Annotated in this window: 21 protein-coding genes and 1 tRNA gene; 7 read left to right on the top strand and 15 right to left on the bottom strand. The window is 69.7% G+C overall.

Features of this window, described 5'->3' with window-relative positions:
* Positions 1-6: 6 nt before the first annotated feature.
* Complete coding sequence (locus KO353_RS16185; RefSeq protein ID WP_218285777.1) at positions 7-879, bottom strand: TIGR01459 family HAD-type hydrolase; 873 nt, start codon at positions 877-879, stop codon at positions 7-9.
* Positions 872-1,942: a quinone-dependent dihydroorotate dehydrogenase gene (locus KO353_RS16180; protein ID WP_218285776.1), complete on the bottom strand. Its 1,071-nt coding sequence runs from the start codon at positions 1,940-1,942 to the stop codon at positions 872-874. Before KO353_RS16180 ends, KO353_RS16185 begins: the two co-directional genes overlap by 8 nt.
* Positions 1,943-2,031: 89 nt before the next feature.
* Here KO353_RS16180 and KO353_RS16175 point away from each other — a divergent pair, with 89 nt between their 5' ends.
* Positions 2,032-2,943: a DMT family transporter gene (locus KO353_RS16175; protein ID WP_218285775.1), complete on the top strand. Its 912-nt coding sequence runs from the start codon at positions 2,032-2,034 to the stop codon at positions 2,941-2,943.
* On the opposite strand, the gene gloA is transcribed toward KO353_RS16175, so the two are convergent.
* From gloA to KO353_RS16160, 3 genes are all read right to left on the bottom strand, one after another.
* Positions 2,940-3,332 (bottom strand): lactoylglutathione lyase, encoded by a 393-nt coding sequence (gene gloA / locus KO353_RS16170; RefSeq protein WP_218285774.1) that lies wholly within the window; start codon positions 3,330-3,332, stop codon positions 2,940-2,942. The genes KO353_RS16175 and gloA overlap by 4 nt on opposite strands.
* Before the next feature lie 281 nt (positions 3,333-3,613).
* Positions 3,614-5,938, bottom strand: a complete 2,325-nt coding sequence (locus tag KO353_RS16165) for a xanthine dehydrogenase family protein molybdopterin-binding subunit (RefSeq protein ID WP_218285773.1) — start codon at positions 5,936-5,938, stop codon at positions 3,614-3,616.
* An 87-nt stretch (positions 5,939-6,025) separates the two neighbouring features.
* Positions 6,026-7,741: a cation:proton antiporter domain-containing protein gene (locus tag KO353_RS16160; RefSeq protein WP_218285772.1), complete on the bottom strand. Its 1,716-nt coding sequence runs from the start codon at positions 7,739-7,741 to the stop codon at positions 6,026-6,028.
* A gap of 111 nt (positions 7,742-7,852) precedes the next feature.
* Here KO353_RS16160 and KO353_RS16155 point away from each other — a divergent pair, with 111 nt between their 5' ends.
* Together KO353_RS16155 and KO353_RS16150 are read left to right on the top strand one after the other, a co-directional pair.
* Positions 7,853-8,947 carry an AI-2E family transporter gene (locus tag KO353_RS16155; RefSeq protein ID WP_218285771.1) on the top strand — a complete coding sequence of 365 codons (1,095 nt, stop codon included), beginning with the start codon at positions 7,853-7,855 and terminating at the stop codon, positions 8,945-8,947.
* A 50-nt stretch (positions 8,948-8,997) separates the two neighbouring features.
* Positions 8,998-10,014: a glycosyltransferase family 2 protein gene (locus KO353_RS16150; RefSeq protein ID WP_218285770.1), complete on the top strand. Its 1,017-nt coding sequence runs from the start codon at positions 8,998-9,000 to the stop codon at positions 10,012-10,014.
* Between the two features lie 202 nt (positions 10,015-10,216).
* Here the strand turns inward: KO353_RS16150 and KO353_RS16145 are convergent, their stop codons facing one another.
* From KO353_RS16145 to KO353_RS16135, 3 genes are read right to left on the bottom strand one after another with little or no spacing between them, the layout of a single operon-like run.
* On the bottom strand, positions 10,217-11,002 hold the full coding sequence (locus KO353_RS16145; RefSeq protein ID WP_218285769.1) for a sulfite exporter TauE/SafE family protein: 786 nt from the start codon (positions 11,000-11,002) through the stop codon (positions 10,217-10,219).
* Positions 11,003-11,033: 31 nt separating this feature from the next.
* The gene (locus KO353_RS16140) at positions 11,034-11,564 is read right to left on the bottom strand and encodes a rhodanese family protein (protein WP_218285768.1); all 531 of its coding nucleotides are present in this window, start codon (positions 11,562-11,564) and stop codon (positions 11,034-11,036) included.
* Between the two features lie 29 nt (positions 11,565-11,593).
* A complete protein-coding gene (locus KO353_RS16135) occupies positions 11,594-11,917 on the bottom strand; it encodes an ArsR/SmtB family transcription factor (protein ID WP_218285767.1) in 324 nt (107 codons plus the stop codon).
* A gap of 84 nt (positions 11,918-12,001) precedes the next feature.
* On the opposite strand from KO353_RS16135, the gene KO353_RS16130 reads away from it, so the two are divergent.
* Together KO353_RS16130 and KO353_RS16125 are read left to right on the top strand one after the other, a co-directional pair.
* Positions 12,002-12,877, top strand: coding sequence for an MBL fold metallo-hydrolase (locus KO353_RS16130; protein ID WP_218285766.1), 876 nt, complete (start codon positions 12,002-12,004; stop codon positions 12,875-12,877).
* 51 nt (positions 12,878-12,928) lie between these two features.
* A tRNA-Thr gene (locus KO353_RS16125) sits at positions 12,929-13,003 on the top strand.
* Here KO353_RS16125 and KO353_RS16120 read toward each other — a convergent pair.
* Both KO353_RS16120 and KO353_RS16115 read right to left on the bottom strand, forming a co-directional pair.
* Positions 12,991-13,521, bottom strand: a complete 531-nt coding sequence (locus tag KO353_RS16120) for a cupin domain-containing protein (RefSeq protein ID WP_235691942.1) — start codon at positions 13,519-13,521, stop codon at positions 12,991-12,993. The two genes, KO353_RS16125 and KO353_RS16120, sit on opposite strands and share 13 nt — an antisense overlap.
* Positions 13,521-14,834 (bottom strand): aspartate aminotransferase family protein, encoded by a 1,314-nt coding sequence (locus KO353_RS16115; RefSeq protein ID WP_218285765.1) that lies wholly within the window; start codon positions 14,832-14,834, stop codon positions 13,521-13,523. Before KO353_RS16115 ends, KO353_RS16120 begins: the two co-directional genes overlap by 1 nt.
* A gap of 231 nt (positions 14,835-15,065) precedes the next feature.
* Here KO353_RS16115 and KO353_RS16110 point away from each other — a divergent pair, with 231 nt between their 5' ends.
* Entirely contained in the window at positions 15,066-18,548 is a 3,483-nt protein-coding gene (locus tag KO353_RS16110) for an indolepyruvate ferredoxin oxidoreductase family protein (protein ID WP_218285764.1), read from the top strand.
* Positions 18,541-19,686, top strand: coding sequence for an acyl-CoA dehydrogenase family protein (locus KO353_RS16105; protein ID WP_235691941.1), 1,146 nt, complete (start codon positions 18,541-18,543; stop codon positions 19,684-19,686). Before KO353_RS16110 ends, KO353_RS16105 begins: the two co-directional genes overlap by 8 nt.
* Here the strand turns inward: KO353_RS16105 and KO353_RS16100 are convergent.
* The 5 genes from KO353_RS16100 to KO353_RS16080 are packed head-to-tail and all read right to left on the bottom strand — an operon-like array spanning position 19,664 to position 26,599.
* Positions 19,664-21,679 carry an ATP-binding protein gene (locus KO353_RS16100; protein WP_328774482.1) on the bottom strand — a complete coding sequence of 672 codons (2,016 nt, stop codon included), beginning with the start codon at positions 21,677-21,679 and terminating at the stop codon, positions 19,664-19,666. The genes KO353_RS16105 and KO353_RS16100 overlap by 23 nt on opposite strands.
* Before the next feature lie 5 nt (positions 21,680-21,684).
* Positions 21,685-23,292 carry a carboxyl transferase domain-containing protein gene (locus KO353_RS16095; protein WP_218285762.1) on the bottom strand — a complete coding sequence of 536 codons (1,608 nt, stop codon included), beginning with the start codon at positions 23,290-23,292 and terminating at the stop codon, positions 21,685-21,687.
* Positions 23,289-24,461 (bottom strand): isovaleryl-CoA dehydrogenase, encoded by a 1,173-nt coding sequence (locus KO353_RS16090; protein WP_218285761.1) that lies wholly within the window; start codon positions 24,459-24,461, stop codon positions 23,289-23,291. Before KO353_RS16090 ends, KO353_RS16095 begins: the two co-directional genes overlap by 4 nt.
* Before the next feature lie 4 nt (positions 24,462-24,465).
* Complete coding sequence (locus KO353_RS16085; protein WP_456236919.1) at positions 24,466-25,752, bottom strand: phenylacetate--CoA ligase family protein; 1,287 nt, start codon at positions 25,750-25,752, stop codon at positions 24,466-24,468.
* Between the two features lies 1 nt (position 25,753).
* Positions 25,754-26,599, bottom strand: coding sequence for an ABC transporter ATP-binding protein (locus tag KO353_RS16080; protein ID WP_407928201.1), 846 nt, complete (start codon positions 26,597-26,599; stop codon positions 25,754-25,756).
* Positions 26,600-26,613 lie beyond the last annotated feature (14 nt).

Genomic DNA, 26,613 nt, shown 5'->3' with positions numbered 1-26,613 from the left:
CAGGGCCTACCAGCGGAAGGCGGGAAGGATGGCGTCAGGCGTCAGGCCGTGCTCCGCCGCACGCGCCTCGGCCAGCCCAGGCGGCGGCAGCGCTCCTTCGGCGAGGCCGAGCTCCTCGGCATGGATTCCCCCCAGCACCCAGGCGGAGGCGATGCCGACCGCCGCCGCGCCGGCGATGTCGGTGCGGAGCGAATCGCCGACCGCCAGAACGCGCGACGGAGCAAGGCCGAGCATCGCGAACACCGCAGGGTAAATCGCAGGGTCGGGCTTGCCGAGGCTGCGCACCTCGCCTCCCATCGCGGCGTAGCGCTCGGCGAGCGCTCCGGCGCAGATCACCCTCACCCCGCCGCGGATCACCTCGAGGTCAGGGTTGGCGCAGATCATCGGCAGGGACGCCTCGAGGCACGCCTCAAGGAGGGGCAGGAAATCCTCCACCGTTTGCCCGGCCTGGTGGTCGTCGGGGCCGGTGTTCAGCACGAAATCGGCCTCCGACGGTGTCGCGACGCGCTCGAGCCTCAGGCCCTCGATCACGTTGCGGTCACGTTCCGGGCCGAGGTGGAGAACGCGGGGGCCGAGGGCCGCGAACCAGGGGTCGGTCCGGTCACGCAGCGCGATGTGCACCGCCTCGCCGGAGGTGAGGATACCGTCGTAGAGGTCGTCGGCGATGCCCATCGCCCGCATCGCCGCCTGGGCGGCCCAGGCTCGACGCGGCGCATTGGAGAGCAGAACGCTTCGCTTCCCCAACGCCTTGAGTCTCGCAAGGCACTCCACAGCCCCGGGATAGGGCTTCACCCCGTCGTGCACCACACCCCAGAGGTCGAGGATGAACCCGTCGAACCGTTCCGAGAGCGGTGCGATTCCCTCAAGCCGCTCAGGCATCGTCCCGCTCCCGATCGAGCCCGACCGCCTGATCGACGCGTCTGAACCCGTCGCGCGCGACGAGAGCGGCAAGCTCCGACACGATCCGCCCGGGCAGAGCGGGGCCCGCATAGGCCATCGCCGAGTAGAGCTGCACCAGAGAGGCGCCGGAGCGGATTTTCGCATACGCGTCGGCGCCACTCGCGACACCGCCCGCGCCGATCAGCACGAGCCTGCCCGCGGCGATCCGTGCCACGCGCCGCAGCATCGCGGTCGCGGAGGCGAAGAGCGGCCGGCCGGAGAGCCCGCCCGCCTCGTTCCGATGACGGCTCCTCAGCGTCGCCGGCCGGGCGATCGTGGTGTTGGAGACGATCAGCCCCGACACGCCGCCCGCGACCGCCGTCTCGACGATCGGCCCGAGCGAGTCGTGGTCGAGATCGGGGGCGAGCTTCACGAGGATGGGAACCGACTGTCCTGCGCGCGCGAGCCCCTGCCGCGACGCCTCGAGGAGCTTAGCGAGCCGATCCGCCGCCTGGAGGTCGCGCAAGCCCGGCGTGTTCGGCGAGGAGACGTTGACTGTGACGTAGTCGCCCAAGCGCGCCGCTCCCTCGACGAGCAGGCCCGTGTCGCGCACCGGGTCGTCGCAGTCCTTGTTGATGCCGACATTGATCCCCAACGGCCCGGGCAGAGGGCCCTCGGCGCGCATCGCCGCGATCCGCGCCGAGATGGCCTCCCATCCCTCGTTGTTCATGCCCATGCGGTTGATCACCCCTCCGTCCTCGGCGAGGCGGAAGAGGCGCGGGCGCGGATTGCCGGCCTGCGGCCGCGGCGTGATCGTGCCGACCTCGACGAAGCCGAAGCCGAGGGCGAACAGCGGACGGACGGCGACCGCGTTCTTGTCGAAGCCGGCGGCGAGGCCGAGCGGGTTGCGAAACCGAAGCCCCATCGCTTCGACCGCAAGCGTGGGCGGATCGGCTCTGCCCGCGAGCCCCGCGCGCAGGGCGCGAAGGGCAAGGCCGTGCGCCGTCTCTGGGTCGATCAGCCGCATCAGCGGCATGAGCGCGGAGGCGAGAGAGGGGGTCATCGGGGCGCTCCGTATGCCAGGGCGCGACCGCGCACGCCACCCTCGGCCACGCTTGCCGAAGCGGTGTTGGGCGGGCATGACGGGCGCGCATGGGAAACGCTCTCGCGCGCGCGGGTCTTGCGGGGCCGGCGCTGATCCTGCTCGCGATCGCCCTGTTCTCGGCCAACGACGTCGCGATGAAGCTGCTCTCCGCCGGGTTCGGCGCGGCGCAGGTGATCACCTGGCGCTGTGGCGTGGGGCTCGCGCTTGTCGGGCCGGTCGCGCTCGCGCAGGCGATCCGAACGCGGGGCATCCCGCGCGCGCGGCTTGCACTCCAGCTCCTGCGCGCTGTGCTGATCCACTGCTCGGGCCTGACCTTCTTCGTTGCTTTCGCGCGCCTGCCTCTGTTCGACGCCTATGTCGTGTTCTTCACCGCCCCCTTCGTCACGCTCGCTCTCGCACGCGTCCTGCTGGGCGAAGTGGTTCCGCGCACGGCGTGGCTCTGGGCGTCGCTCGGCTTCGCCGGCGTGGCGCTTGCCCTGTCGCCGGGCATCGCGAGTGCGTCGGGCGCGGGACGCGGCCCCCTCATCGGCTACCTCGCCGCCTTCGCCGGCACCTGCTCCTACGCGCTTCTGATGGTGGTCACGCGTCGGCTCGGGCCGGACGCACGGCTCGCGGAGAGCATGAGCATCCCGGCGCTCGCAGGGCTTGCCGCGATCGGCCCCTTCGCCGCCATGACCTGGCAGGCACCGTCGGCGGCCGACATCGTGCTCCTGTCGCTCACTGGGGCGCTCTGGGCGGGCGGCAATGTGTCGCTGACGGCGGCGATACGCTTCGCCTCGCCTGCCCGGCTTGCGCCCTACGACTTCACGGCGATGGTCTGGGCGATCGGCTATGACGCCCTCGTCTTCGGAACGGCCCCGGGTGCGGTCGAGGTCGCAGGCGCGGCCGTGGTGGTCGCTGCCTGCCTCGGCCATGCCCGGTCGGATTCGGGATCCGGGGCGAGGCGAGGCAGAGCCTAGGCGCGCTCGATGAGCTCGATCTTGTAGCCGTCGGGGTCCTCGATGAAGGCGATCACGGTGGTGCCGAACTTCACCGGCCCGGGCTCGCGCGTGATCTTCACCCCTGCCGCGCGCAGCCGCTCACAGGTGGCGTAGACGTCAGGAACGCCGATCGCGAGATGGCCGAACGCGGTTCCATGCTCGTATTTCTCGACCCCGTAGTTGTAGGTCAGCTCGAGCACCGTGTTCTCCGTCTCGTCACCATAGCCCACGAAGGCGAGCGTGTACTTGCCTTCGGGCACGTCGCGCCGGCGGAGTTCCTTCATGCCGAGGAGCTTCGTGTAGAAGGCGACGGAGCGTTCGAGATCGCCCACGCGGATCATCGTGTGAAGGAAGCGCGGCTGGGACATCGGTGTCCTCTCCTCACGGGAACGCGCCGCACTCTGATCGTGCCGCGCCCGCCTGTCCACCCGGAGCCGGGGCGATGCTGCAGGATGAGCCGCCAGGGCATGGGACAGAGCCGCTCGCAGTCTCGTCGAGGTGACGCGTCGAAACGGGGCATGGACCGAGGGGTCCGCGGCCCTCCTCCCGCGATCAGACCTCACGCTCGATCGGCGCGTGATTGGCCGACACGCACGGTGACGAGCGCGCGGGCCGCCCGCGGCGCAGGCGGCCCGCACCAGTCCAATGTTCAGGCCGCCTTCGCCGAGGCGAGCGCGCGCCAGAGCCGCTCCGGCGTCACCGGCATGTCGACGTGCTTCACCCCGTCCTCGGCGAGAGCATCGACCACGGCGTTGATCACCGCCGGCGGGCTGCCCACCGCTCCCGCCTCGCCCGCACCCTTCACGCCGAGCGGGTTCGTTTCGCAGGGGATCTCGATCAGGTCCACCTCGATGTCGGGCAGGTCGTCGGCCCGCGGCAGGCAGTAGTCCATGAACGACCCTGCGACCAGCTGGCCGCTCTCTGGGTCGTAGACGGTGTGCTCGAACACCGCTTGGCCGATTCCCTGCGCCACGCCTCCGTGCACCTGGCCGCGAACGATCAGCGGGTTGATCGCATGCCCAACGTCGTCCACCACGAGGTAGCGGACGATGTCGAGAACCCCCGTCGCCGGGTCGATCTCGACCTCGGCGATATGGCACCCGTTCGGGAAGGTGTGCGCCTTGATCTCGGCGACCTCGGCGGCATCAAGCAGAGTCGCGGGCTCCCCCGCCGCCGCGCGCTTGCGCTGCGTGGCCGCAAGCTCGAGGATGCCGATGCCGCGGTCGGTTCCGACGACGCCGAACCGGCCGTTCTCGAAGACGATGTCGGAGGCGGCTGCCTCGAGCACCTCGGCTGCCGCCTGCTTGCCCTTCTCGATCACGGTGGCGGTGGTGGCGAGGATCGCCTGGCCCTCGGAGTAGAGGCTGCGGGCGCCCCCCGTTCCCCCGCCGCTGGGGGCCGCATCGCTGTCGCCCTGGAGCACGCGGATCCGGTCATGCGGGATGCCGAGCTCGGCTGCCGTGAGCATGATGTAGGCGGTCTCGTGTCCCTGGCCGGTCGACTGGGTTCCGACCAGGACCTCGACCATCCCGTCTTCGGCGAAGCGTATCTCGGCGCGCTCCGTCGGCGCCCCGCCGGTCGCCTCGAGATAATAGGCAAGCCCGATGCCGCGCTTCTTGCCCCGCCGCGCCGCCTCCTGCTTGCGCTGCGGCGCACCGGCCCAATCCGCCTTCTTCAGCGCCGCCTCGAGCACGGTGACGAAATCGCCGCTGTCATAGGTCGCGCCCATCGGCGTCTTCCATGGCATCGCCGAGGGCGGGACCATGTTCCGCTTGCGCAACTCCACCCGGTCGATGCCCAGCTCGCGCGCTGCCGTGTCGATCAGGCGCTCGACGATGTAGTTCGCTTCCGGCCGGCCGGCGCCGCGATAGGCATCGACGGGGGTGGTGTTGGTCAGAACCCCGAGAACATGGGCGTGGATCGCTCGGAAGCCGTAGACGGAGGCGAGAACCTTGGAGCCTGCGCCCGTCGGGATGTACGGCGCGAAGGTTGAAAGATAGGCCCCCATGTTCGAGAGGGTGCGGGTGCGCAGCGCGAGGAAACGCCCGTCCTTGTCGAGCGCGAGCTCTCCGGTGGTGATGTTGTCTCGGCCGTGGGTGTCGGAGAGGAACGCCTCTGAACGGTCGCTCGCCCACTTCACCGGCCGGCCGAGCTCGCGCGCCGCGACCGTGACCATCACATGCTCCGGATAGAGGAAGAGCTTCATGCCGAAGCCGCCGCCGACATCCGGCGTGATCACCCGGAACCGCTCCTCCGGCAGCTTGAACACCTCCGTCGCGAGCAGGCGACGGACGAGCCACGAGCCTTGAGTGTTGGTGTGGAGGGTGAACCGCCCGCTCGCCCGGTCATACTCCGCCACAGCCGCGCGGCTCTCCATCGAGGCGACGACGATCCGGTTGTTCACCACCGTCAGGCGCGAGACGTGCGCCGCTTCGGCGAACAGACGGTCGGTCTCGGCCTTGTCGCCCGTCTCCCAGTCGAAGCAGAGATTGCCTGGCGCGTCGTCCCACACCAGCGGCTGGCCAGGATCCAGGGCGGTGGCGAGATCGGTCACCGCCGGCAACACGTCGTACTCGACCACGAGCGCCTCGGCCCCGTCACGCGCCGCCTTCTGCGTCTCGGCGACGACGAAGGCGACCGGGTCGCCGACGTGTCGGACGCGTCCGACCGCAAGCGCCGGCCGTGGCGTCTCGGCGCGGTTCGATCCGTCGCGGTTCTTGAGCGGGATGGCGCAGGGAACGTTGCCCAGCCCCATCGCCGCGAAGTCCTCCCCGGTGAAGACGGCGAGCACGCCGGGGGTGGCGAGAGCGGGTGCCGTGTCGATTCGGCGGATCGCGGCATGTGCGTGCGGGCTGCGCACAACCACTCCATAGGCCTGGCCGGGGAGCGAGATGTCATCGGTGTAGGTTCCCTTGCCGCGAAGAAGGCGCGGGTCCTCGACGCGTCGCATCGGCTGGCTCAGCCCGAACTTCATGGCTTCTCTCCCCGGAAGCGGTTGGCGTGACGCCACAGGATGTGGCTGCGAGGGGGGTCTCGCCAAGCCCCGGCGGCCGGAGGCGGCTCAGTCCGCGGCGAGACGCAGCCGTTCGCGTGCGACGGCCTCGACCGCGACCTCATCCGGAACGCCGAGCGCGGCGAGCGTGCCCGAGGCGAGGGCGAGCGCCGCCTCGACCGTCTCCGGAACCGCCTGGGTGGCGCCGAGTTCCACAAGCCGCGCGGCATGGGCAGGGTCGCGCGCGCGCGCGATCACCGCAAGCCCTGGCCAGCCCTGTCGCGCCGTGGCGAGCGCGCGCTGAACGGCAGCGGGACTGTCCATCGTCAGCACGAGCGCGCGCGCACCCGCAGCGCCCGCGCGGCGCAGCACCTCCGCCCGGCTCGCATCGGCATAGAAAACCGGCCTGCCCTGCTGCCGGTGGCGGGCGACGGCGGCCGTGTCGAGGTCGAGCGCGACCCATCTCGCTCCCTCCTCGTCGAGGATTCGCCCGAGCATCTCGCCCACCCGGCCAAAGCCCGCGATGATCACATGGCCGGCGAGGCCCTCCTCCGGCTCCTCGGGCGTCTCCGCCGCGTGCCCGGTCATCGACGCCGCCACACGTCTGCCGACGGCGGCGAGCATCGGCGTCGCGGCCATGGTCAGAGCCGCGACAAGGAGCATGAAATTCGCTGTCTCCTCGGGCAGGAGCCCGAGTCGGCTCGCGAGGGCGACCACGACGAAGGCGAACTCGCCTGCCTGGCCGAGCAGGAGCGCGGCTTCCGCCGCCACGGGCCGCGGCAGACCAAAGGCGAGACAGAGCGGGAAGACGGTCGCTGCCTTCACCGCGATCAGCCCGACCGCAGAGAGCGGGAGGAGAACCGGTGCTGCCGCCACCGCGCCCGGGTCGATCCGCATGCCGACGGACATGAAGAACATCCCGAGCAGGAGACCCTTGAACGGCTCGAGATCGGCCTCGACCTGATGGCGATACTCGGTCTCGGCGATCAGGAGCCCGGCGAGGAACGCGCCCAGCGCCGCCGACAGTCCCGCTTCGGCGGTCGCCCAGGCGGCGCCGAGACCGGTCAGCAGCGTCATCGCCATGAAGAGCTCGGGCCGCTGCGCTCCGCCCACCAGCCGGAACAGCGGCTTCAGCGCGCGCCGCCCGACGACCCAGATGACCGCCACCACGAGCCCGCCCGCGAGGACGGAAGCGAGCAGCACGGCGAGCGAGTCATCGCCCGCCCGCGCGCCGAGCACGCCGACGACGAACAGGATGGGCACCACCGCGAGATCCTGCAGAAGCAGAACGGCGAAGGTGCTGCGGCCGAGGACAGTGGCGACGCGCCGCTGCTCGATCAGCACCTGCATCACGATCGCGGTCGAGGAGAGGGCGAGGCATGCCCCGAGCACGATCGCCGCGCCCGGACTGTTGCCGAAACCCCAGGCGACGAGGGCGATCACGGCGCCCGAGAAGAGAACCTGCGCTGCGCCGAGGCCGAACACCAGCCGCCGCATGGCCCAAAGCCGGGCGAAGGACAGCTCGAGCCCGATCGAGAACATGAGGAACAGAACCCCGATCTCGGCGAGCGGGGCGATAGCGGCCCAGTGCGCGATCGAGACGAAGGCGAGAGGGGGAAAGGAGTCGGCCGCTCGCGCGGCGCCATGCGGCCCGACGAGCAGGCCAGCGAGCAGCCAGCCGAGCACGGGGCTGACGCGAAGCCGCTGCATGAGCGGCACGGCGATGCCAGCAGCGGCGAGGAAGACAACAACCTCCCGCAGGATGATGCTGTGCTCGAGGGCCATGGTGCAACCCTGCAGCGTCCACGTGCCGCACTCAACCGCAAGCATGGACAGGAGAGGCGCGCGCAGGCTCTCATCGACTGGCCGGAGTCGTGGAGGCAGCAGGGAACGCCGATGAGCGAGGAGCGGACGGTGCCGCGACCGGGTAGGGCGCCCCAGTTCGAACAGGTTCTCGGCTACGGGCTTGCGGTGCTTCTCCTTCTCGCCTGCCTTGTCATCATCGCTCCCTTCATCCCTGCCCTCGTCTGGTCCGCGGTGATCGTGGTCACGCTCTGGCGGCCGCTCGAATGGCTCACCGCACGGCTCGGCAACCGGCGCGGTCTCGTCGCCACCCTGCTTGCTCTTGCCATGCTCGCTCTGGTCGTGCTGCCTGCCGTGTCACTGGTCGACACGATCACCGCCGGTCTGCCGCAGCTTCGCGGCATGGCGGCTGATCTGGTCGCGGCTGTGCCGCGCGAGCCGCCGCGCCTGATTGCGTCGCTGCCCCTCTTTGGCGAGCGGCTCTCCGAAACCTGGCGCACGCTGGCCGAGGACGCTGGCGCCGCCGCCGACCTCGTCGAACGTGTCGGCCCCGCCATCGCGGGCTGGCTGCTCAGGAGCCTCGCCGAGATCGGCGAGACGATGCTTCAGTTCCTTCTGGTCGCGATCGCCACCGCCGTTCTCTACGCCAAGGGCGACGTTGCTGCAGAGATGACGGCGCGGCTTGCAGCCCGCCTTGGTGGTGCGGAGGGGACGGAGGCGCTCGACGTCGCCACCCGGGCGATCCGCGGCGTCTCTGCGGGGGTGGTCGGCACGGCGGCGGTTCAGGCGGTTCTGGCTGCGATCGGCTTCGCCGCTGCCGGCGTGCCGGCCGTGCCGCTGCTTGGGCTTGGCGTGCTGATCGCGGGCATCATCCAGATCGGGCCGCTGCCCGTGTGGCTGCCCGTGGTGCTCTGGCTCTACCACTCCGGCGAGACGTTGACCGGGACCCTGCTGCTCGCGTGGAACCTCGGTGCCGTGCAGACCGTCGACAACGTTCTCCGCCCGGTGCTGATCAGCCGCGGCGCGCGGCTGCCCCTTCTGTTGATGCTCATCGGCGTGCTCGGCGGGCTCGTTGCGATGGGCCTGATCGGGGTGTTCCTCGGGCCGACCCTGCTCGGCGTCGGCTATGTCATGCTTCGGCGCTGGCTCGGCATGGAGGCCCCGGTAGTGGCGGAGAGACACGGGTGACAGGCATGGTGACTTCCCCGACGTCCCAGCTCCTTCAGGATGGCGGCCCCATGACACGGCCTGCTGTCCCAGGGCAGGAGCATGCCGTCCCCGCCGCTTGCCCGACCTTCTCGATCGTCGTGCCGCTCTATAACGAGGAGGAGGTGATCGAGCAGTTCCATGCCCGGCTCGTTCCGGTCATGGAGCGGCTTGGTGCTGCGTGGGAGGTGATCTACGTCAACGACGGCTCGCGCGACCGGAGCCTTGCGATCCTCGAACGCCTCCGCGCCGCCGACCCGCGCATCGGCATCGTCAATCTCAGCCGGAACTTCGGCAAGGAGATCGCGCTCACCGCCGGGCTCGATCACGCGCGCGGCGAGGCGGTGGTGGTGACGGATGTCGACCTGCAGGACCCGCCGGAGGTGATTCCCGAGCTCGTCGCCGGCTGGCGCGAGGGGTACGACGTCGTCTTTGCCCAACGCCGAGTGCGCGAGGGCGAGACAATCGTCAAGCGCAAGACGGCGGAGCTGTTCTACCAGCTGATGCAGCATCTCGGCGGGCGTGTGCGGATTCCGCCCAATACCGGGGATTTCCGGCTGATGAGCCGGCGGTCGGTCGATGCCCTTCTGCAACTGCGCGAGCACCACCGTTTCATGAAGGGATTGTTCGCCTGGATCGGCTTCCCCTCGAAGGCGGTTCTGTATGACCGCGCGCCGCGTGCGGCCGGCACGACGAAGTGGAACTACTGGAAACTCTGGAACCTCGCGCTCGAGGGGATCACCTCCTTCACCGTGATGCCGCTCAAGATCGCGACCTATCTCGGACTTGCCGTGTCCGTGTTCGCGCTCGGCTTCGGCGGGGTGATCGTGGTGCGCACGCTCGTCTTCGGCAACCCGGTACCCGGCTATCCGTCCGTGATGGCGGTGATGCTGTTCCTCGGCGGGGTGCAGCTGATGACGCTCGGGGTGATCGGTGAGTATCTCGGGCGCGTGTTCAACGAGGTGAAGGGGCGTCCGCTCTATCTCGTCGAGCGGTTTGTGCCGCCCGAGCCAATGGCGGCCAAGCGCGAGCCGGCGAAGGCGGCCTGAGCGAGGCGAACCACGCCACGGGGACAGGAGAGGTCGCGTAGGGATAGCGGACCGCAGCGATGGCATGCGGCGCGCGCCATACAGAGTTCGCAGCCCCCGAGGCTTCAGGCGTCTCGAGCGCTGGCCTCCGCTCCATCCAACATCGCCGCGAGCGGGCATCGAGGCGTCGCGCTCAGCACCAACGCCTCAGCCGAGCCGACGCTCAGAGGGCGGCGAAGCTGCGCGCGAGCATGTAGGCAGCGACGGCGAGAATGATGCCGGCGAAGAGCTTCGTCATGAGGCCACGGCGACGCGACAGAGCGATCGCCGCCCGGGCGCCGACGAGGCTTCCAACCGCGCCCCCCGCGACAAACACCGCGGCAAGCGCCCAGTTGACGAGGCCCGAGGCGGCATAGCTCGCGGCGGTGGTCAGACCGAACGCCGTCACCGCCACGAGGGAGGTGCCGACGGCCTGAAGCATCGGCATGCCGGTCGCCGCCACCAAGCCGGGAACGATCGGGAACCCGCCGCCGATCCCGAAGAACCCCGAAAGCGCGCCGGCGCCAAGCCTGGCGCCGACGAGCGCAGGGGCGTTCTCGCGGCTGAGACGCACCCGGCGCTCCTGAGCCGGCTCGCGACGATGGAACATCAGCACCGTCACCGCCACCATCATCAGGGCGAAAGCGGCGAGCAACGTCTGACCATCCACCATCTTGCCGAGCCGTGCCCCGCCGAGCGCGCCCAGCACGCCTGCCGCCGCGAACACAGCCGCACAAGGCCAGCGCACATGGCCGGCGCGGGCGTGCGTCGCAAGGCTCGCGGCCGCATTCGCCGCCACCGCCACCGCGCTCGTGCCGATCGCGACATGCGGCAGCGGGACACCGACCAGATGGACAAGCAGCGGCACGGCGAGAATCGACCCGCCGCCACCGACGAGGCTAAGCGAGAGGCCGACGAGCACGCCCGAGGCGGCGCCGAGCAGGCTCTCGATCACGGTCAGGGTGAGCATCGACCGGCTCCGGAAAGGGGTTTCGGATCGCTCACGCGGCGGCGAGCCCCCGGTTCCACGGCATCAGCCGAAGCACGCGCGCGAGGCCACAGGTGCCAGTCACACCGGCGAACACGAGCCCCGCGCCGACGAACGCGGCGAGCCCGTAAAGCCACGGCGAAACCAGGGCGCCGAGCAGCACGCCGAGCAGAACCATCGCGCCGGCAGCGATCTGAACCTGACGCATCAGCTCGAGCGGCTGGCGACGGTCCTCCGCCACCGGCAGGCCGGCGCGCTTCCACGCCTCAAGCCCGCCCTCGATGATGTAGGCCTCGCAGAGCCCCGCCTTCGCCGCGAGACGCCCGGCATTGCCGCCCGTGCGCGCCCCTGAGCGGCAGTGGAACAGAACCGGCCGCCCCTCGCGCACGGCGAGCTCGGCCTCCTCGAGGCGGGACAGCGGCAGGTTCATCGCCCCTGGGATGCGCTCGCGCGCATGCTCGTCAGGCTCGCGGACGTCGATGAGAGTCGCTCCTCCGTCGCGCAGCATCTCGGCTGCCTGTTCGGGAGTGATCGTCTTCAGCATGGTCAGTCTCTCCTTCCGGTCGAGTTCGATCAGGCGGTAGGCGGGCAGTAGAGCTCGCGCAGCACTTCAAGGAGGCGGGAAACCTTGCGGTCGGCGATCCGGTAGAACACCGACTGCGCCTCGCGACGCGTGGCGACCAGCCCATCCTCGCGAAGCTTCGCGAGGTGCTGCGACAGCGCCGGCTGCGAGAGGCCGACGGCGTCGGCAAGTGCGCCGACGCCCATCTCTCCCTCGCCCGCCAGGTGGCAGAGCACGAGCAGCCGGTTCTCGTTGGCGAGCAGGCGAAGCAGGCGGGCTGCCTCGGCGGCCTTCGCTGCAAGCTCGTCCATCAGTGCCGTGTCTGCGGTTGCCATACCAGCCTCCTTCATAAGCTTGCGCTTATTAAGGGAGCACTTATATTCAGCGCAAGACCCTCCGACCCAACGAAGGAGAGAAAAATGCAACCCGCCGAAATCCGCGCCTTCTTCGACGAACCCACGAACACCGTGAGCTACCTCGTCTGGGACCCCGCGACACGCGAGGGCGCCATGATCGACCCCGTGCTTGATTGGGACAACCGCTCCGGCACGGCCGACACCGCCTTTGCCGACAGCATTCTCGCTGCCGCCAAGGAGGAGGGTGTCGCGATCCGCTACGTGCTCGAGACGCACGCGCACGCCGACCATCTGACCGCTGCCCCCTACATCGCGGCGCGCACCGGGGCGCGGATCGGCATCGGCGAGCACATCAAGGAGGTGCAGCGCATCTTCCGCCCCGTTTTCGACGCCCAGGACCTAAAGCCCGAGGGCGGCGACTTCGACCTCCTGTTCCGCGACGGCGAACGCTTCCTCCTCGGTTCGCTCGAGGTGGAGGTGATGCACGTTCCCGGCCATACGCCTGCGGACATCGCCTACCGGATCGGTGGCGACGTGTTCGTCGGCGACACGCTCTTCATGCACGACTACGGCACCGCGCGGGCGGATTTCCCGGGCGGTGACGCGCGCCAGCTCTACCGCTCGATCAGGCGTCTTCTGGCCCTGCCGCCGCACACACGCCTCTGGATGTGTCATGACGACAAGGCGCCGGGCCGCGACACCTATGCCTGGCAGAGCACGGTGGCGGAACAGCGCGCCCATAACCCGCATGTGAAGCACGGGGTGACGGAGGAGGAGTTCGTCGCCTTCCGCACGAAGCGGGATGCGACCCTCGCAGCGCCGCTGCTTCTGCTTCCCTCGATCCAGGTGAACATCCGCGCCGGGCGCTCCCCCGAGGCCGAAGCCAACGGCGTGCGCTACCTCAAAATCCCAGTGCGGCAGAACAAGGCGGTGGCCTGAGGCGCCGCTTGCTTGCGTTCGCTTCCGGCAAATCCTAGAGAAGAGTGGGTCGCCCGGTTAGCACAGCGGCAGTGCAGCGGTTTTGTAAACCGAAGGCCGGGGGTTCAAATCCCTCACCGGGCACCACTTTCACCGAGCGCCTTGCCCGACTGGTCGGCCCAGCTGAACACGGTCCGGCGCTCGATCTCGGCAACATCCGCTGGGCGGGGGAACGGCTCAGGCGCCGGCTCGCCGGGCGTGCGCGGGCGGCCGATCGCCTCGAAGAACCGCTCGAGCCCCGACGGCATCAGGACCCACACGAAGGTGAAGGGTTCGGTGCCGCGGTTGATGAAGGCGTGCCGTCGCCCCTTGCCCAAGAAAACGGTCGTTCCGGGAACGGCCGGGTGCTCCACACCGTCGAGCAGGATCGTCGCCTCGCCGGCGATGAAATGGATGATCTCCTCGTGCCGGTCATGCACGTGCTCGCGCACGTGACAGCCGGGCGCGACCGTCTGCCGGCCCATCGCGAAGGGCGTGTCGGAGGTGACGTTCGAGGGGTCGAGATAGCACTCGACGAAGCCGTTCGCCGGCACCGGCTGCCAGAAGCTGCGCGCCTCGTGCGGCTGGACGATCACCGCCATCCCCTCGCCTGAGAGCGCCTCCATCACGCCGCCTCCCGAAGCACGCGGCCATGCTGGGCGATCACGTCCGCCACAGCGTCGGCGAAGGCGGCATCGTCCGCCTCGTCCTGCGGCAGCGATAGCGAGACATAGCCGCGCCGGGCGATGTAGATGCCGCGCGCGATCAGGGCGAGGTGGATCAGGGCGCGGGCTGATTGCGCTTCCGGCACGTCCTCCGGGCGTGTGATCGGCGAGTCGGTCGGGTGAAGCCCGAGCATCGAGCCGAAGCCGGTCATCCGAAGCGGTGCGCCCTCTGCCTCGGCGGCGGCGTTGACCCTCGCCTTCAGAGCCTCGCCACGCGCCGTGAGCCGCTCCGCAGCCTCCGGCGTGAACAGCTGCGTCAGGCCCGCAAGCCCGGCGGCCATCGAGGTGACGTTGTTGTTGAACGTGCCGGCGTGGGCGAGCGCGTCGGGACGATACGGGTCGTAGCGACCCATCAGGTGCTCCGCCCCGCCGAAAGCCCCGAAGCTGAACCCGCCGCCGAGATACTTGCCGAAGGTCGTGAGGTCGGGCCTGACGCCGAGGCGGCCCTGCATGCCCGAGGGGCCGAGGCGGCTCGTCATCACCTCGTCGAGGATGAACACGATCCCCCAACGGGCGGTGATCTCGCGCAAGAAGCGGATGAACTCCGGGTCGGCCGGAAGCGACCCGGCCGCCCCCATCACCGGCTCGACGATCACGGCGGCGAACGCCGTCGGGTCGGGCGCGAGCGCCGCCTCGACGGAGGCGATGTCATTATAGCGGGCGAGCGTGACGTCGAACGGAACGTTCGTCACGACCCCCGGCTTGAAGACGAGAACGCCGCCGTGATAGCCGCCGGCGAAGGCGAGGATCTTCTGCCGACCCGTCGCCGCCCGGGCGGTAACGAGCGCCATCAGGTTCGCTTCCGTGCCGCTGTTGGTGAAGCGGATTCGTTCGACGGAGGGGAACCGTTCCGCGATCGCCGCGGCGAGCCTCGCCTCGTACATGTTCGGGCCGCCGAGCGCGATTCCGTCCTCGATCGCCGCCTTTGCCGCCGCGAGAATCGGGCCGGGCGAGTGGCCGTAGAGTCCGGCGGAATATTCGCCGAGATAGTCGCGATAGACGTGCCCGTCGAGGTCGGTGAGCGTCGCCCCCACCCCCTTGGCGAAGGCGAGCGGGAACGGCGTGTAGTGAAGCACCGTCCGGGTGTTGCCGCCGGGCATCACCGACGCGGCGGCGAGCGCACGCGCGCGCGAGGCCGGGTTGGCAGCGGCGAAGGCGCGCGCCTCCTCGGCGAGCGCGTCAGCAAGGGTCCAGTTCGCCGCCAGCGTCGCCATCCGCCCCTCCCGTGCCGCTGCGTCGGCGTGATGATGGCATGGCTTGCAGCGCGGTCCAGCCCGGCGTTGCGCAACGGCGTGTCGCCGAAAGCTTCGCCCCGGTCTTTATCCTGCGCGATCGGCTCTCACATCGATGCCACATGGATGGCCGGACTGGGTTAGGATCATTGCCCTAGACGCGATCCCAGACTCGGTCGCCGGGAACGCTTTTGTCGGGAGGTCGTCCTCGGGATGGACGCGCTGTCTGGAAGACCGACGATCACCCTCGAGAGCCGCTTCGTCGATCTCGAGGCACCCGTGCTGTTGACCGGCACCCAGGCGATCGTCCGCCTTCTTCTCGAGCAGGCGCGGCTCGACCGTGCGGCAGGGCTCGACACGGCCGGGTTCGTCTCCGGCTACCGCGGCTCGCCGCTCGGCGGGCTCGACCAGGAGCTCTGGCGGCGCCGCAGGCTTCTCGACGCCCACCGGATCCGTTTCGAGCCCGGCCTGAACGAGGACCTCGCGGCCACCATGGTCTGGGGCACGCAGCAGGCGGCCGCCTTCCCCCGCCCGCGGCATCAGGGCGTGTTCGGGCTGTGGTACGGCAAGGGCCCTGGTGTGGATCGCTCGGCCGACGCGCTCCGCCACGCCAACACCTTCGGCACCGCACGCCATGGCGGTGTCGTCGCCGTCGCGGGCGATGACCATGCGGCGCAGTCCTCGGTGCTGCCGCACCAGACCGATCTCGTGTTCGAGGCGGTGATGATCCCCGTGCTGCAGCCCGCCTCCGTCGACGAGATCATCCCGCTCGGTCTCGCAGCTTTCGCGATGAGCCGCTGCTCCGGCCTCTGGGTCGCGCTCAAGACGATCGCCGAGACGGTCGAAGGCGCGGCGACGATGGTGCTGCCCGACCGCGTCTCGTTCCGCACACCGGACGACCACCCCCTTCCCCCGCACGGCTTGAACTTCGACCCGACGCTGCGCTGGCCGGCACAGCGGGCGGAGCTCGAGCGTCGCGTGCTCGAGGAAAGGCTTCCGGCGGCGCGTGCCTGGGCGCGCGCGAACCGTCTCGACCGCGTCGTGTTCGGGCGCCCCGATGCCAGGATCGGCCTCGTCACCGCCGGCAAGGCGCATCTCGACGTTCTGCGCGCCCTCAACGATCTCGGCCTCCCGCCCGAGCGCGCGGCCGCCGCAGGACTCGCTCTTTACAAGGTCGCGATGTCCTGGCCGCTGGAGATCGAAGGCCTGCGCCGCTTCGCCTCCGGCAAATGGGCGCTGATCATCGCCGAGGAGAAGCGCGGCATCGTCGAGCGCCAGGTGCGCGAAGCGCTCTACGGTCTCGCTGCGTCGGACCGCCCGAGCATCGCCGGCAAGGTCGGGCTCGACGGCGCGCCGCTTCTGCCTGAGGCGGGGGAGCTCGACCCGGGCATGGTCGCCGAGGCGCTCGCCCGCACGCTCGCCTTGCTCGGCGTCTCCGTCTCGATACCGGAACGTCCGCCGCGCCCCGCAAGCGCGGCGCTCAAGCGTGCGCCGTTCTTCTGCGCCGGCTGCCCGCACAATACCTCGACCGTGGTGCCCGAGGGGTCGATCGCGATGGGCGGCATCGGCTGCCACACGCTTGCGCTCGGCGAAGTGGGCCGCGCGCGCACGGTGACGCAGATGGGAGCCGAGGGCGCGACCTGGGCCGGCCTGGCCCCGTTCACCGAGCTCGAGCACATGTTCGTCAACATGGGCGACGGTACCTATCAGCACTCCGGCCTGCTCGCGATCCGCCAGGCCGTCGCTGCACGGGCGCGCGTCACCTACAAGATCCTCTACAACAGCGCGGTCGCGATGACCGGCGGCCAGCCGGTGGACGGTGGCCCGACGGTCACGCAGATCGCGCACCAGCTTGCGGCGGAAGGGGTGGGGCGCATCGCCGTGGTCGCCGACGACGCCTCGCGCCTGCCTCCCGCCCGCTCCCTTCCCCCGGGGACCGAGCGTCACACGCGCGAGGCGCTTGATGAGGTGCAGCGGTCCTTCCGCAGCTTCGAGGGCGTGTCGGCCATCATCTACGACCAAGTCTGCGCCACCGAGAAGCGGCGCAAGCGCAAGCGCGGCACGCTGCCTGCCGCCGAAACGACGGTGCTCATCAACCCGCGCGTCTGCGAGAACTGCGGCGACTGCACCGCCCAGTCCAACTGTGTCGCGATCGAGCCGATCGACACCGAGTATGGCCGCAAGCGCCGTGTGGCGCCGTCCTCCTGCAACACCGACCTCTCCTGCCTCAAGGGCTTCTGCCCGTCCTTCGTCACCATCGCCGGGCCGCGGCGTCACGTTCCGGCCCCCCATCTTGCCGAGCTCGAGGCCTTGCTGCCGGCGCGGCTCACACCGCCGTCGCGACCTCCGCTCGTCCGCCCGTGGCGGGCACTGTTCGCGGGCGTCGGCGGCAGCGGCATCGTTACCACCGGCGCGATCGTCGCGATGGCTGCCCATCTCGAGGGCCGCGCCGTACGCACGCTCGACTTCACCGGGCTCGCGCAGAAGAACGGCGCGGTGGTCGCGCATGTCCAGATCGCGCCGGAGGAGGCGATGCTTGACGTCCCGCGCGTTCCGGCGGGGCGTGGCGACCTTCTGATGGCGGGGGACCTCGCGGTTGCGGCGGCAAGCGACGTCCTCTCGCGCGTCTCCCCGTCCGCCGCCATCGTCGGCAATGCCGCGCTTGCGGCCGTCGCCACGTTCGTGCGCGACCCCGATGTCGCGCTCGATTTGGAAGCGCACCGTGCCGCGCTTGCCGCCGCGGTCCCTGGCGGCACAACGCTGTGGCTCGAAGCCTCGCGCGTCGCCGAGGCGCTGTTCGGGGACGTGCTCGCGATGAACACGATCCTTCTGGGGGGCGCGTGGCAGAGCGGCCTCGTTCCAGTCGGCGAACAGGCTCTGCTCGAGGCGATCTCGCTCAACGGCACGGCGGTCGAGGTCAACCGCCGCGCCTTCCTCTGGGGCCGGGCGCTCGCCGCTGACGCCACGCTCGCCGAGCGCGTCCTTGGCCATCCGCTGCGCCATGACACGCTGGACGCTCTGGTCGAGCACCGCGCGGCTGAGCTCAGTCGCTACCAGGACGAGGGTCTCGCCGCCCGCTACCGTGCCCTCGTCGCACGCGCGGCCAAAGCCGAGGAGGCTGTTCTCGGCAGGGCGGGCGAGTTCGCGCGCGCGGTCGCCGAAGGCTATTTCCACGTGCTCGCGGTCAAGGACGAGTACGAGGTCGCCCGCCTGCACACCGACCCTGCCTTCCTCGCCGAGGTCAGGGCAGCGGCGGGCGGGGCGCCGCTCACCTTCCACCTCTCGCCGCCTCTTCCCTGGCTCGGGCGCGACCCCGCGACCGGACGGCGGCGGAAGGTCGCCCTTCCCGGGTGGCTCATGCTACCGCTCTTCCGCCTGCTCGCGCACGGGCGGAAGCTCCGAGGCACCTGGCTTGATCCGTTCGCTCACCAGCAGGACCGGAAGCTCGAGCGCGCGATGATCCGGCACTACGAGGAGGACATCGCGGCGGCGATTGGGGCGCTCTCCGAGGCGACGCATGCAGCCGCCGTCGCTCTTGCCCGACACCCATTCTCGGTGCGCGGATTCGGCCCGGTGAAGCAGGAGAGCCACGCCAGGGCCGAGCCGGTGCGGCTTGCGCTGTGCAAACGCCTCGCTGACCATCGCCAGCCGGAGCAACACGCGAGAACCCCCGAGAGCGAGACGACGCATGCTTGACCGTACGCCGCCGGACGTCGCCAACACCCGCGCGCTCGTGGTCGAGACCGCCCGCGCCTTCGCCGCCGAGAAGCTTGCGCCCGGTGCGGCGGCGCGCGCGAAGAGGGGAGAGATCGAGCCCGAGATCATCGCCGAGCTCGGCGCGCTTGGGTTCCTGGGCGCGACGGTGTCGCCCGAATGGGGCGGGGCAGGTCTCGACATGCTGACCTACGCGATGGCACTCGAGGAGATCGCCGCCGGCGACGGTTCCGTCGCCACGCTCGTCTCGGTTCACAACAGCCCGACCTGCCTGATCCTGGAACGTTTCGGCACTGAGGCGCAGCGGCAGCGCTGGCTCCGCCCGATGGCCTCCGGAGCGGCCGTCTCCTGCTTTGCGCTGACCGAACCGCAGGCGGGGTCGGATGCCTCGGCGCTCCGCACAAGGGCAGTGCGTCGCGACGGGCACTGGGTGATCGACGGCGCCAAGCAGTTCATCTCGAACGGCCGGATCGCCAAGGTGTGCGTGCTGTTCGCGGTCACCGACCCTTCCGCCGGCAAGAAGGGCATCTCATGTTTCATCGTCCCCACCGACACGCCCGGCTTCATCGTCGCCCGGACTGAGGAGAAGCTCGGCCAGCATGCCTCCGACACCTGCGCGTTGCATTTCGAGAGCATGATGGTGCCGGACGAGCAGATGATCGGCGCGCCTGGCGAAGGCTACCGGATCGCACTCTCCACCCTTGAGTCGGGCCGGATCGGGATCGCCGCGCAGAGCGTCGGGATGGCGCGCGCCGCGCTCGACTACGCGATCGCCTACGCGAAGGAACGTCGCGCCTTCGGCGTGCCCATCATCGAGCATCAGGCGGTGCAGTTCCGCCTCGTCGAGGCGAAGACGCGTCTCGAGGCGGCGCGGCAGCTCACCCACCACGCCTGCCGCCTCAAGGACGCGGTCGCGCCGGCGCTCGAGGCGGCCTGCATGGCGAAGCTCTTCGCTTCGGAGATGGCGGAGGCGGTGTGCTCGGCCGCGATCCAGACGCTCGGCGGCTATGGCTACCTCGCCGACTATCCGGTCGAGCGTATCTGGCGCGACGTGCGCGCCTGCCAGATCTACGAGGGAACCTCGGACGTGCAGAAAATCATTCTCGGACGGCTCCTGTAGCGGCCTCGCCGGAGGGGGCGAGCTGCACGAGCTCGGCCCCCTCCTCTACGTGGTCGCCCGGTGCGACATCGATCCGCACGACCCTGCCCTCGACGGGCGCGTTGATCCTGAGCTCGGTCTTCATCGCTTCGATCACGACCAGCGTCTGGCCCCGCGAGACCACGTCGCCTACGGAGCAGAGGACCGCCGCCACACGGCCAGGGATCGGCGAGGCGACGCGATCGTCGCCGGCGGCGTCACCTTCCGGAGGCGAGAGCGCGTCCACGATCGCGAAGCGCCACCGGCCCGCGCCAGGAAGCGAGACAGCGACAGAACCAGGCAACACCAAAGACCGCGTGCGGAACTGCCTGTCGCCGACCCGCACCCGCAGGTCGCCCTCCCCCTCCGCCTCGTAGGCCTCGACGCGATGCGTGTCGCCCTCGAGGGTGATCTCCCACACATGTCCGCTCTGAGCGATGGCGAGGGGGATCGTGCGACTGCCCTCGCGCAGGCGAAGCGTCCGGCGGGCGGAGCCGAACAGGCGCCATCCCTCGAGGCGGTCCCACGGCCCGCGATGGCCGGAGCCTTCCGGCCACGCGAGACGACGTTGCGCCTCAAGAACGGCAGCGGCGGCGGCGAGGATCGCCTCGGTTGGAGCAGGCGGCGGTGGCGACAGGAGCGCCCCTTCATGTTGGGCGAGGAAGCCCGTTGTCGGAACGCCTTCGGTGAAGCCCGGGTGGGCGAGGATGGCGCGAAGTGCGTCGAGATTGGTTGCCACACCTTCGACGATTGTGTGATCGAGCGCAGCGCGCAGGCGGGCGATGGCTTCCGCTCGCGTTTCGCCATGGGCGATGATCTTGGCGAGCATCGGGTCGTAGAACGGTGTCACGGCATCGCCTGCGCGCACGCCGGAATCGACGCGTATCCCCTCGACGAGGGGAACGGCAAAATGAAGAAGCTGGCCGGTCGCTGGGCGCCAGCCCTCAAGCGGATCCTCGGCGCAGAGGCGCGCCTCCACGGCATGGCCGCGGACGGGCGGAGAGGACGCAAAAGGCAACTTCTCCCCGGCGGCGATGCGGAGCTGCCACTCGACGAGATCGAGGCCGGTGATCGCCTCCGTCACCGGATGTTCCACCTGCATCCGCGTGTTCATCTCGAGGAAATGGAAGCGCTCGTCCTCGACGATGAACTCGACCGTTCCGGCGTTGACATAGCCGACCGCCCTCGCCGCCGCGACGGCTGCCTCGGCAAGCCCGCTCCGGATCGCGTCGGGAAGCGACGGCGCCGGTGCCTCCTCGATGATCTTCTGGTGCCGGCGCTGGATCGAGCAGTCACGCGAGGAGAGAGCGAGCACGGTGCCGTGCGTGTCCGCGAGAATCTGCACCTCTACATGACGCGGCCGGGCGAGATGGCGCTCGAGCAGGACCCGATCATCGCCGAACGCGGCGGCAGCTTCGCGGCGTGCAGCGGCGAGCGCGTCCGCGAAGGCCTCGGCGCGCTCCACCACCCGCATGCCGCGGCCGCCACCACCGGCGCAGGCTTTGATCACGAGGGGAAAGCCGATCCGCAGGGCCTCAGCGGCGAGCACGGCATCGTCCTGGTCCTCGCCGTGATAGCCGGGCACGAGCGGCACACCCGCCGCCGCCATCAGCGCCTTGGCCGCGGCCTTGTCGCCCATCGCCCGTATCGCGGCCGCCGAGGGACCGACGAAGACGACCCCGGCCTCCGCGCAAGCCTCCGGAAGGCGCGGATTCTCGGCGAGGAAGCCGTAGCCGGGATGGATCGCCTCGGCCCCGAGAAGCCGCGCGGCCTCGACGATCCGGTCGATCCGGAGATAGCTCTCGGAAGCGGGCGCTGGGCCGATGCACAGCGCGTGATCGGCAAGGGCAACATGCAGCGACGTGGCGTCGGCCTCGGAGTGCACGGCGAGGCAGGAGATGCCGAGGCGCCGCGCAGTGCGGAAGATTCGCACCGCGATCTCGCCACGATTGGCAACGAGGAGAGAGCGGAACATTCCGTTCACATGCGGAACAGGCCGAACCGGCTCGGCCCGATCGGTGCGTTCAGCGCAGCGGAGATGGCAAGGCCGAGCACGTCGCGCGTCTTGGCGGGGGGGATGATCCCGTCGTCCCACAGCCGCGCGGTGGCGTAGTAGGGGCTGCCCTCGCGTTCGTACTTCTCCCGGATCGTCGCCTTGAACGCCTCCCTCTCCTCCTCCGGCCAGACCTCGCCGCGCGCGGCCATTGCGTCGGCCCGGATGGTGGCAAGAACGCTTGCCGCCTGCTCGCCCCCCATCACGCTGATGCGGCTGTTGGGCCAGGTGAAGAGGAACCGCGGCGAGAAGGCGCGGCCGCACATGCCATAGTTTCCCGCCCCGAAGGATCCGCCGATCAGAACGGTGAATTTCGGCACCGAGGTCGTGGCGACCGCGGTCACGAGCTTGGCGCCGTCTTTGGCGATGCCGCCCGCCTCATAGCGTCGCCCGACCATGAAGCCCGCGATGTTCTGCAGGAACACGAGCGGGATGCGGCGCTGGCTGCACAGTTCGATGAAATGCGCCGCCTTCAGCGCGCTCTCGGAGAAGAGGATGCCGTTGTTCGCGATGATGCCGACCGGCTGGCCCCAGATATGGGCGAAGCCGCAGACGATCGTCGTGCCATAGCGGTGCTTGAACTCGTCGAGCTCCGAGCCGTCGACGATCCGTGCGATCACCTCGCGCACCTCGTAGGGCGTGCGCGTATCCGGCGGCACGATTCCGGCGAGCTCAGCGGGGTCGTAGGCGGGATCACGCGGCGTCCGTGTCTCGAGCGGCGCTCGGCGTGGCGGGCCGAGATGGGAGACGACTCGCCGCGCAAGCGCGAGAGCGTGAGCGTCGTCGTTCGCCAGGTGGTCGGCCACGCCGGAGATCCGTGTGTGCACATCGGCCCCGCCGAGCTCCTCGGCCGAGACAACCTCGCCGGTCGCCGCCTTCACGAGCGGCGGGCCGCCGAGGAAGATCGTGCCCTGGTTGCGGACGATGATGCTTTCGTCGCACATCGCAGGAACATAGGCGCCGCCGGCCGTGCAGCTGCCCATCACCACCGCGATCTGCGGAATGCCCTTCGCCGACATCCGCGCCTGATTGTAGAAGATTCGACCGAAATGATCCCGATCAGGAAAGATCTCGTCCTGGTTCGGCAGGTTCGCCCCGCCGCTGTCGACGAGATAGATGCAGGGCAGCCGGTTCGCTTCCGCGATCTCCTGCGCGCGGAGGTGCTTCTTCACGGTCAGCGGGAAGTAGCTTCCCCCTTTCACCGTCGCGTCATTGGCGACGATCATGCATTCGCGCCCGGCCACGCGGCCGATGCCGGTGATGATGCCGGCGGCAGGAACCTCACCGCCATAGAGGCCGAAGGCGGCGAGCGGGGAGAGCTCGAGAAAGGGGCTGCCCGGATCAAGCAGCGCCTCAACACGGTCTCGGGGCAGGAGCTTGCCGCGCGAGAGGTGCCTCTGCCGCGCTGCCTCCGGCCCGCCGAGCGCCGCGGCAGCGACATGCCGCTCGAGTTCGGCGAGCGCGGCGGCATTGGCGGCGGCATTGGCGCGGAACGCCTCCGACCGCGTATCGATCGAGGAGACGATCCGGCTCACGCCGTCTCGCGGAACAGTTCGCGCCCGATCAGCATGCGGCGTATCTCGCTCGTTCCGGCGCCGATCTCGTAGAGCTTGGCATCGCGCAGAAGCCGCCCTGTTGGGTAATCGTTGATGTAGCCGTTGCCGCCGAGCAGCTGGATCGCATCAAGCGCCATCCGTGTGGCGGCCTCCGCCGCGTAGAGGATCGCGCCGGCGGCATCCTTGCGCGTCACCCGCCCTCGGTCGCACGCCTGCGCCACGGCATAGACATAGGACCGGCAGGCGGAGAGGCTCGTGTACATGTCGGCGAGCTTCCCCTGCACGAGCTGGAACTCGCCGATCGGCTGCCCGAACTGGCGACGCTCATGCACGTAGGGGAGCACGACGTCGAGGCAGGCCTGCATGATGCCCAGTGGCCCCGCGGCGAGAACCGCGCGCTCGTAGTCAAGCCCGCTCATCAGCACGCGCACGCCGCCATTGACTTGGCCGAGCACGTTCTCCTCTGGCACCTCGACATCCTCGAAGACAAGCTCGCTCGTCGGGCTGCCGCGCATCCCGAGCTTGTCGAGCTTCTGCGCTGGCCGGAAGCCCTTGAAGCCGCGCTCGACGATGAAGGCGGTAATGCCGTCTTTGCCGGCCGCCGGGTCGGTCTTGGCGTAGACGACCAGGGTCTCCGCGTAGTGGGCGTTGGTGATCCACATCTTGGTGCCGTTCAGCACGAAGCGGTCGCCCCGCTTCTCGGCGCGCAGCGTCATCGACACGACGTCGGACCCGGCACCCGGCTCGCTCATCGCGAGCGCCCCGAGATGCTCGCCGGAGATTAGCTTCGGCAGGTAGCGGCGCTTCTGCTCCTCGGTGCCGTTGAGCCTGATCTGGTTGATGCAGAGATTGGAGTGCGCGCCATAGGAGAGGCCGACGGAGGCGGAGGCGCGGCTCACCTCCTCCATCGCGACGCAATGGGCGAGGTAGCCAAGGCCCGACCCGCCGTACTCCTCCTCGACCGTGATGCCGTGCAGGCCGAGCGCGCCCATCTCCGGCCAGAGATGGCGAGGAAACTCGTCGGTACGGTCGATCTCGGCCGCGATCGGGGCGATCCGGTCGGCGGCGAAGGCGCGAACGCTCTCGCGCAGCATCGCGATCTCCTCGCCGTGGTCGAACTCGAGCCCGAGCTGGCGGTTCGGGATCATCGCGTCACTCCACCGTCCGCAGGTCCTCGATCACGCGGCCGTCATTCGGCAGGGTGCCCGGGGGGACCAGGGTGACATCACCGCGCAGCTTGGTCACGGCCTGAAGCGCCTCGGCAAGCCGTGCTGCAAGTGCCGGGTCGGGCGAAGGTGCCTCGACGGAGAGCATCATCGTGTCGTGGTCCCGTTCGCGGGAGACGACGAGCCTGAGCCGGCCGAGCCCGGGGAAGCGACGGGCGAGCTCCGCGATCTGCTCGGGGCGGACGAACATGCCCCGAACCTTCGTCGCCTGGTCGGCTCGGCCGAGCCAGCCGCGGATTCGCATGTTGGTCCGGCCGCAGGGCGACTGGCCCGGCAGGATGGCCGAGAGATCGCCGGTGGCGAAACGGATTAGCGGATATTCCGGGACGAGAAGCGTCACGACAACCTCGCCGACCTCGCCCTCAGGCAGAGGCTCGCCGGTGCCGGGGCGGACGATCTCGACGATCACGAACTCGTCGAGGATCAGGCCCTCGCGCGCCTCGCTCTCATAGGCGACAAGGCCGAGATCGGCCGTGCCGTAGCTCTGAAGCACGGTCAGCCCGCGCTCGGCGTACCAGGTCCGGAGCGCCGCCGTGTAGGCGCCCCCCGTGACATGGCCGCGCCGAAGCGAGCTGAGATCGAGGCCGAGCTCCTCCCCCTTCTCGAGAATGGCCTTCAGGAACTCGGGCGTTCCGGCGTAGCAATGGCTGCGGAGATGCGCGATCGCGCGCGCCTGCAGCTCGAGATTTCCAGGCCCGGCGGGAACAACCGCGCAGCCGAGCGCCCGCGCACCGTTCTCCATCATCGCGCCCGCGGGGGTGAAGTGGTAGGAGAAGGTGTTGTGGAGGATCTGCCCGGCGCGGAGGCCGGTGGCGAACAATGCCCTTCCGAAACGGAAGAAGTCGCGCCCGGGCGCTTCGGGGTCGTAGATCGGCCCGGGGCTTACGAAGATCCGCGCGAGCCGGCCGGGGGGAATGGCGATCAGTTCCCCGAAGGGCGGGCGGCCTGCCTGGAGCGTGATGAGGTCTGACTTCCGCGTCAGCGGCAGCCGGGCGAGCGCCGCGCGCGAGTTCACCTCGTCAGGATCGACATGCTGCAGCACGCGCGCATAGTAGGGCGCCTGAGCGCGCGCCTGAGCGACATGCGCCGACAGCGCCGCCATCAGAGCCTCCTCGCGTGCCTCTGGGCTGCGGGTCTCGAGCACGTCGAAAAACTCGCCCTCCCGCCTGCGGAACGCCATCACATCGACCCCCACCTCGCCCGGAAGCGTCACCTCACAGCCAGCGCTTGCGCCGCTTGTAGCTCTTGAGGTTGCGGAAACTCTTCCGCTCCGCCCCGTGGCCGCCCAGGTAGAATTCCTTCACGTCCTCGTTGTTCGCAAGCGCCTCGGCCGTGCCGTCGAGCACGATCCTGCCCTGCTCCATCACATAGCCGTAGGAGGCAACCGAGAGCGCCATGCGTGCGTTCTGCTCGACGAGCAGGATGGTGACGCCGAGCTCGCGGTTGAGGCGGCGGATGATGCCGAACACCTCCTTCACGAGCAGAGGCGAGAGCCCCATGGAAGGCTCGTCCATCAGGATCAGCTTCGGCCGAGCCATGAGAGCGCGTCCGATCGCGAGCATCTGCTGCTCGCCGCCCGAGAGATACCCCGCAAGCCCGGTGCGTTCGCGCAGACGGGGGAAGTAGGTGAACACGCGCTCGATGTCGGCGCGCACGTCCCGGTCCGTTCGGGTGAAGGCGCCGAGGCGCAGGTTTTCGACGCAGGTCATGTCGGCGACGATCCGTCTGCCTTCCATCACCTGGAAGATTCCTTTGCGGACGATCCGATCCGGCTCGATGCCGTTGATGCGCTCACCGGCGAAGATCACATCGCCGCGCGTGATCTCGCCCTCTTCGGTCTTGAGCAGGCCCGAGATCGCCTTGAGGGTGGTGGACTTGCCTGCCCCGTTCGCACCGAGCAGGGCGACAATGTGCCCCTCCGGCACCTTCAGCGACAGGCCGCGCAGGACGAGGATCACGTCGTTGTCGACGACCTCGATGTTGTTCACCTCGAGCAGCGCCGGCAGCGTATCGACCAGCCTTGGCGCGCGCGGGGCGGCATGATCGGCGACGGTGTCCATCAGCCGCCTGCGGC

The organism is Elioraea tepida, assembly GCF_019203965.1.
In the GTDB taxonomy this organism is placed as follows: domain Bacteria; phylum Pseudomonadota; class Alphaproteobacteria; order Acetobacterales; family Acetobacteraceae; genus Elioraea_A; species Elioraea_A tepida.
The sequence above is the reverse complement of the archived record's forward strand: the minus strand, read 5'-3'. Positions and strand labels throughout refer to the sequence as shown.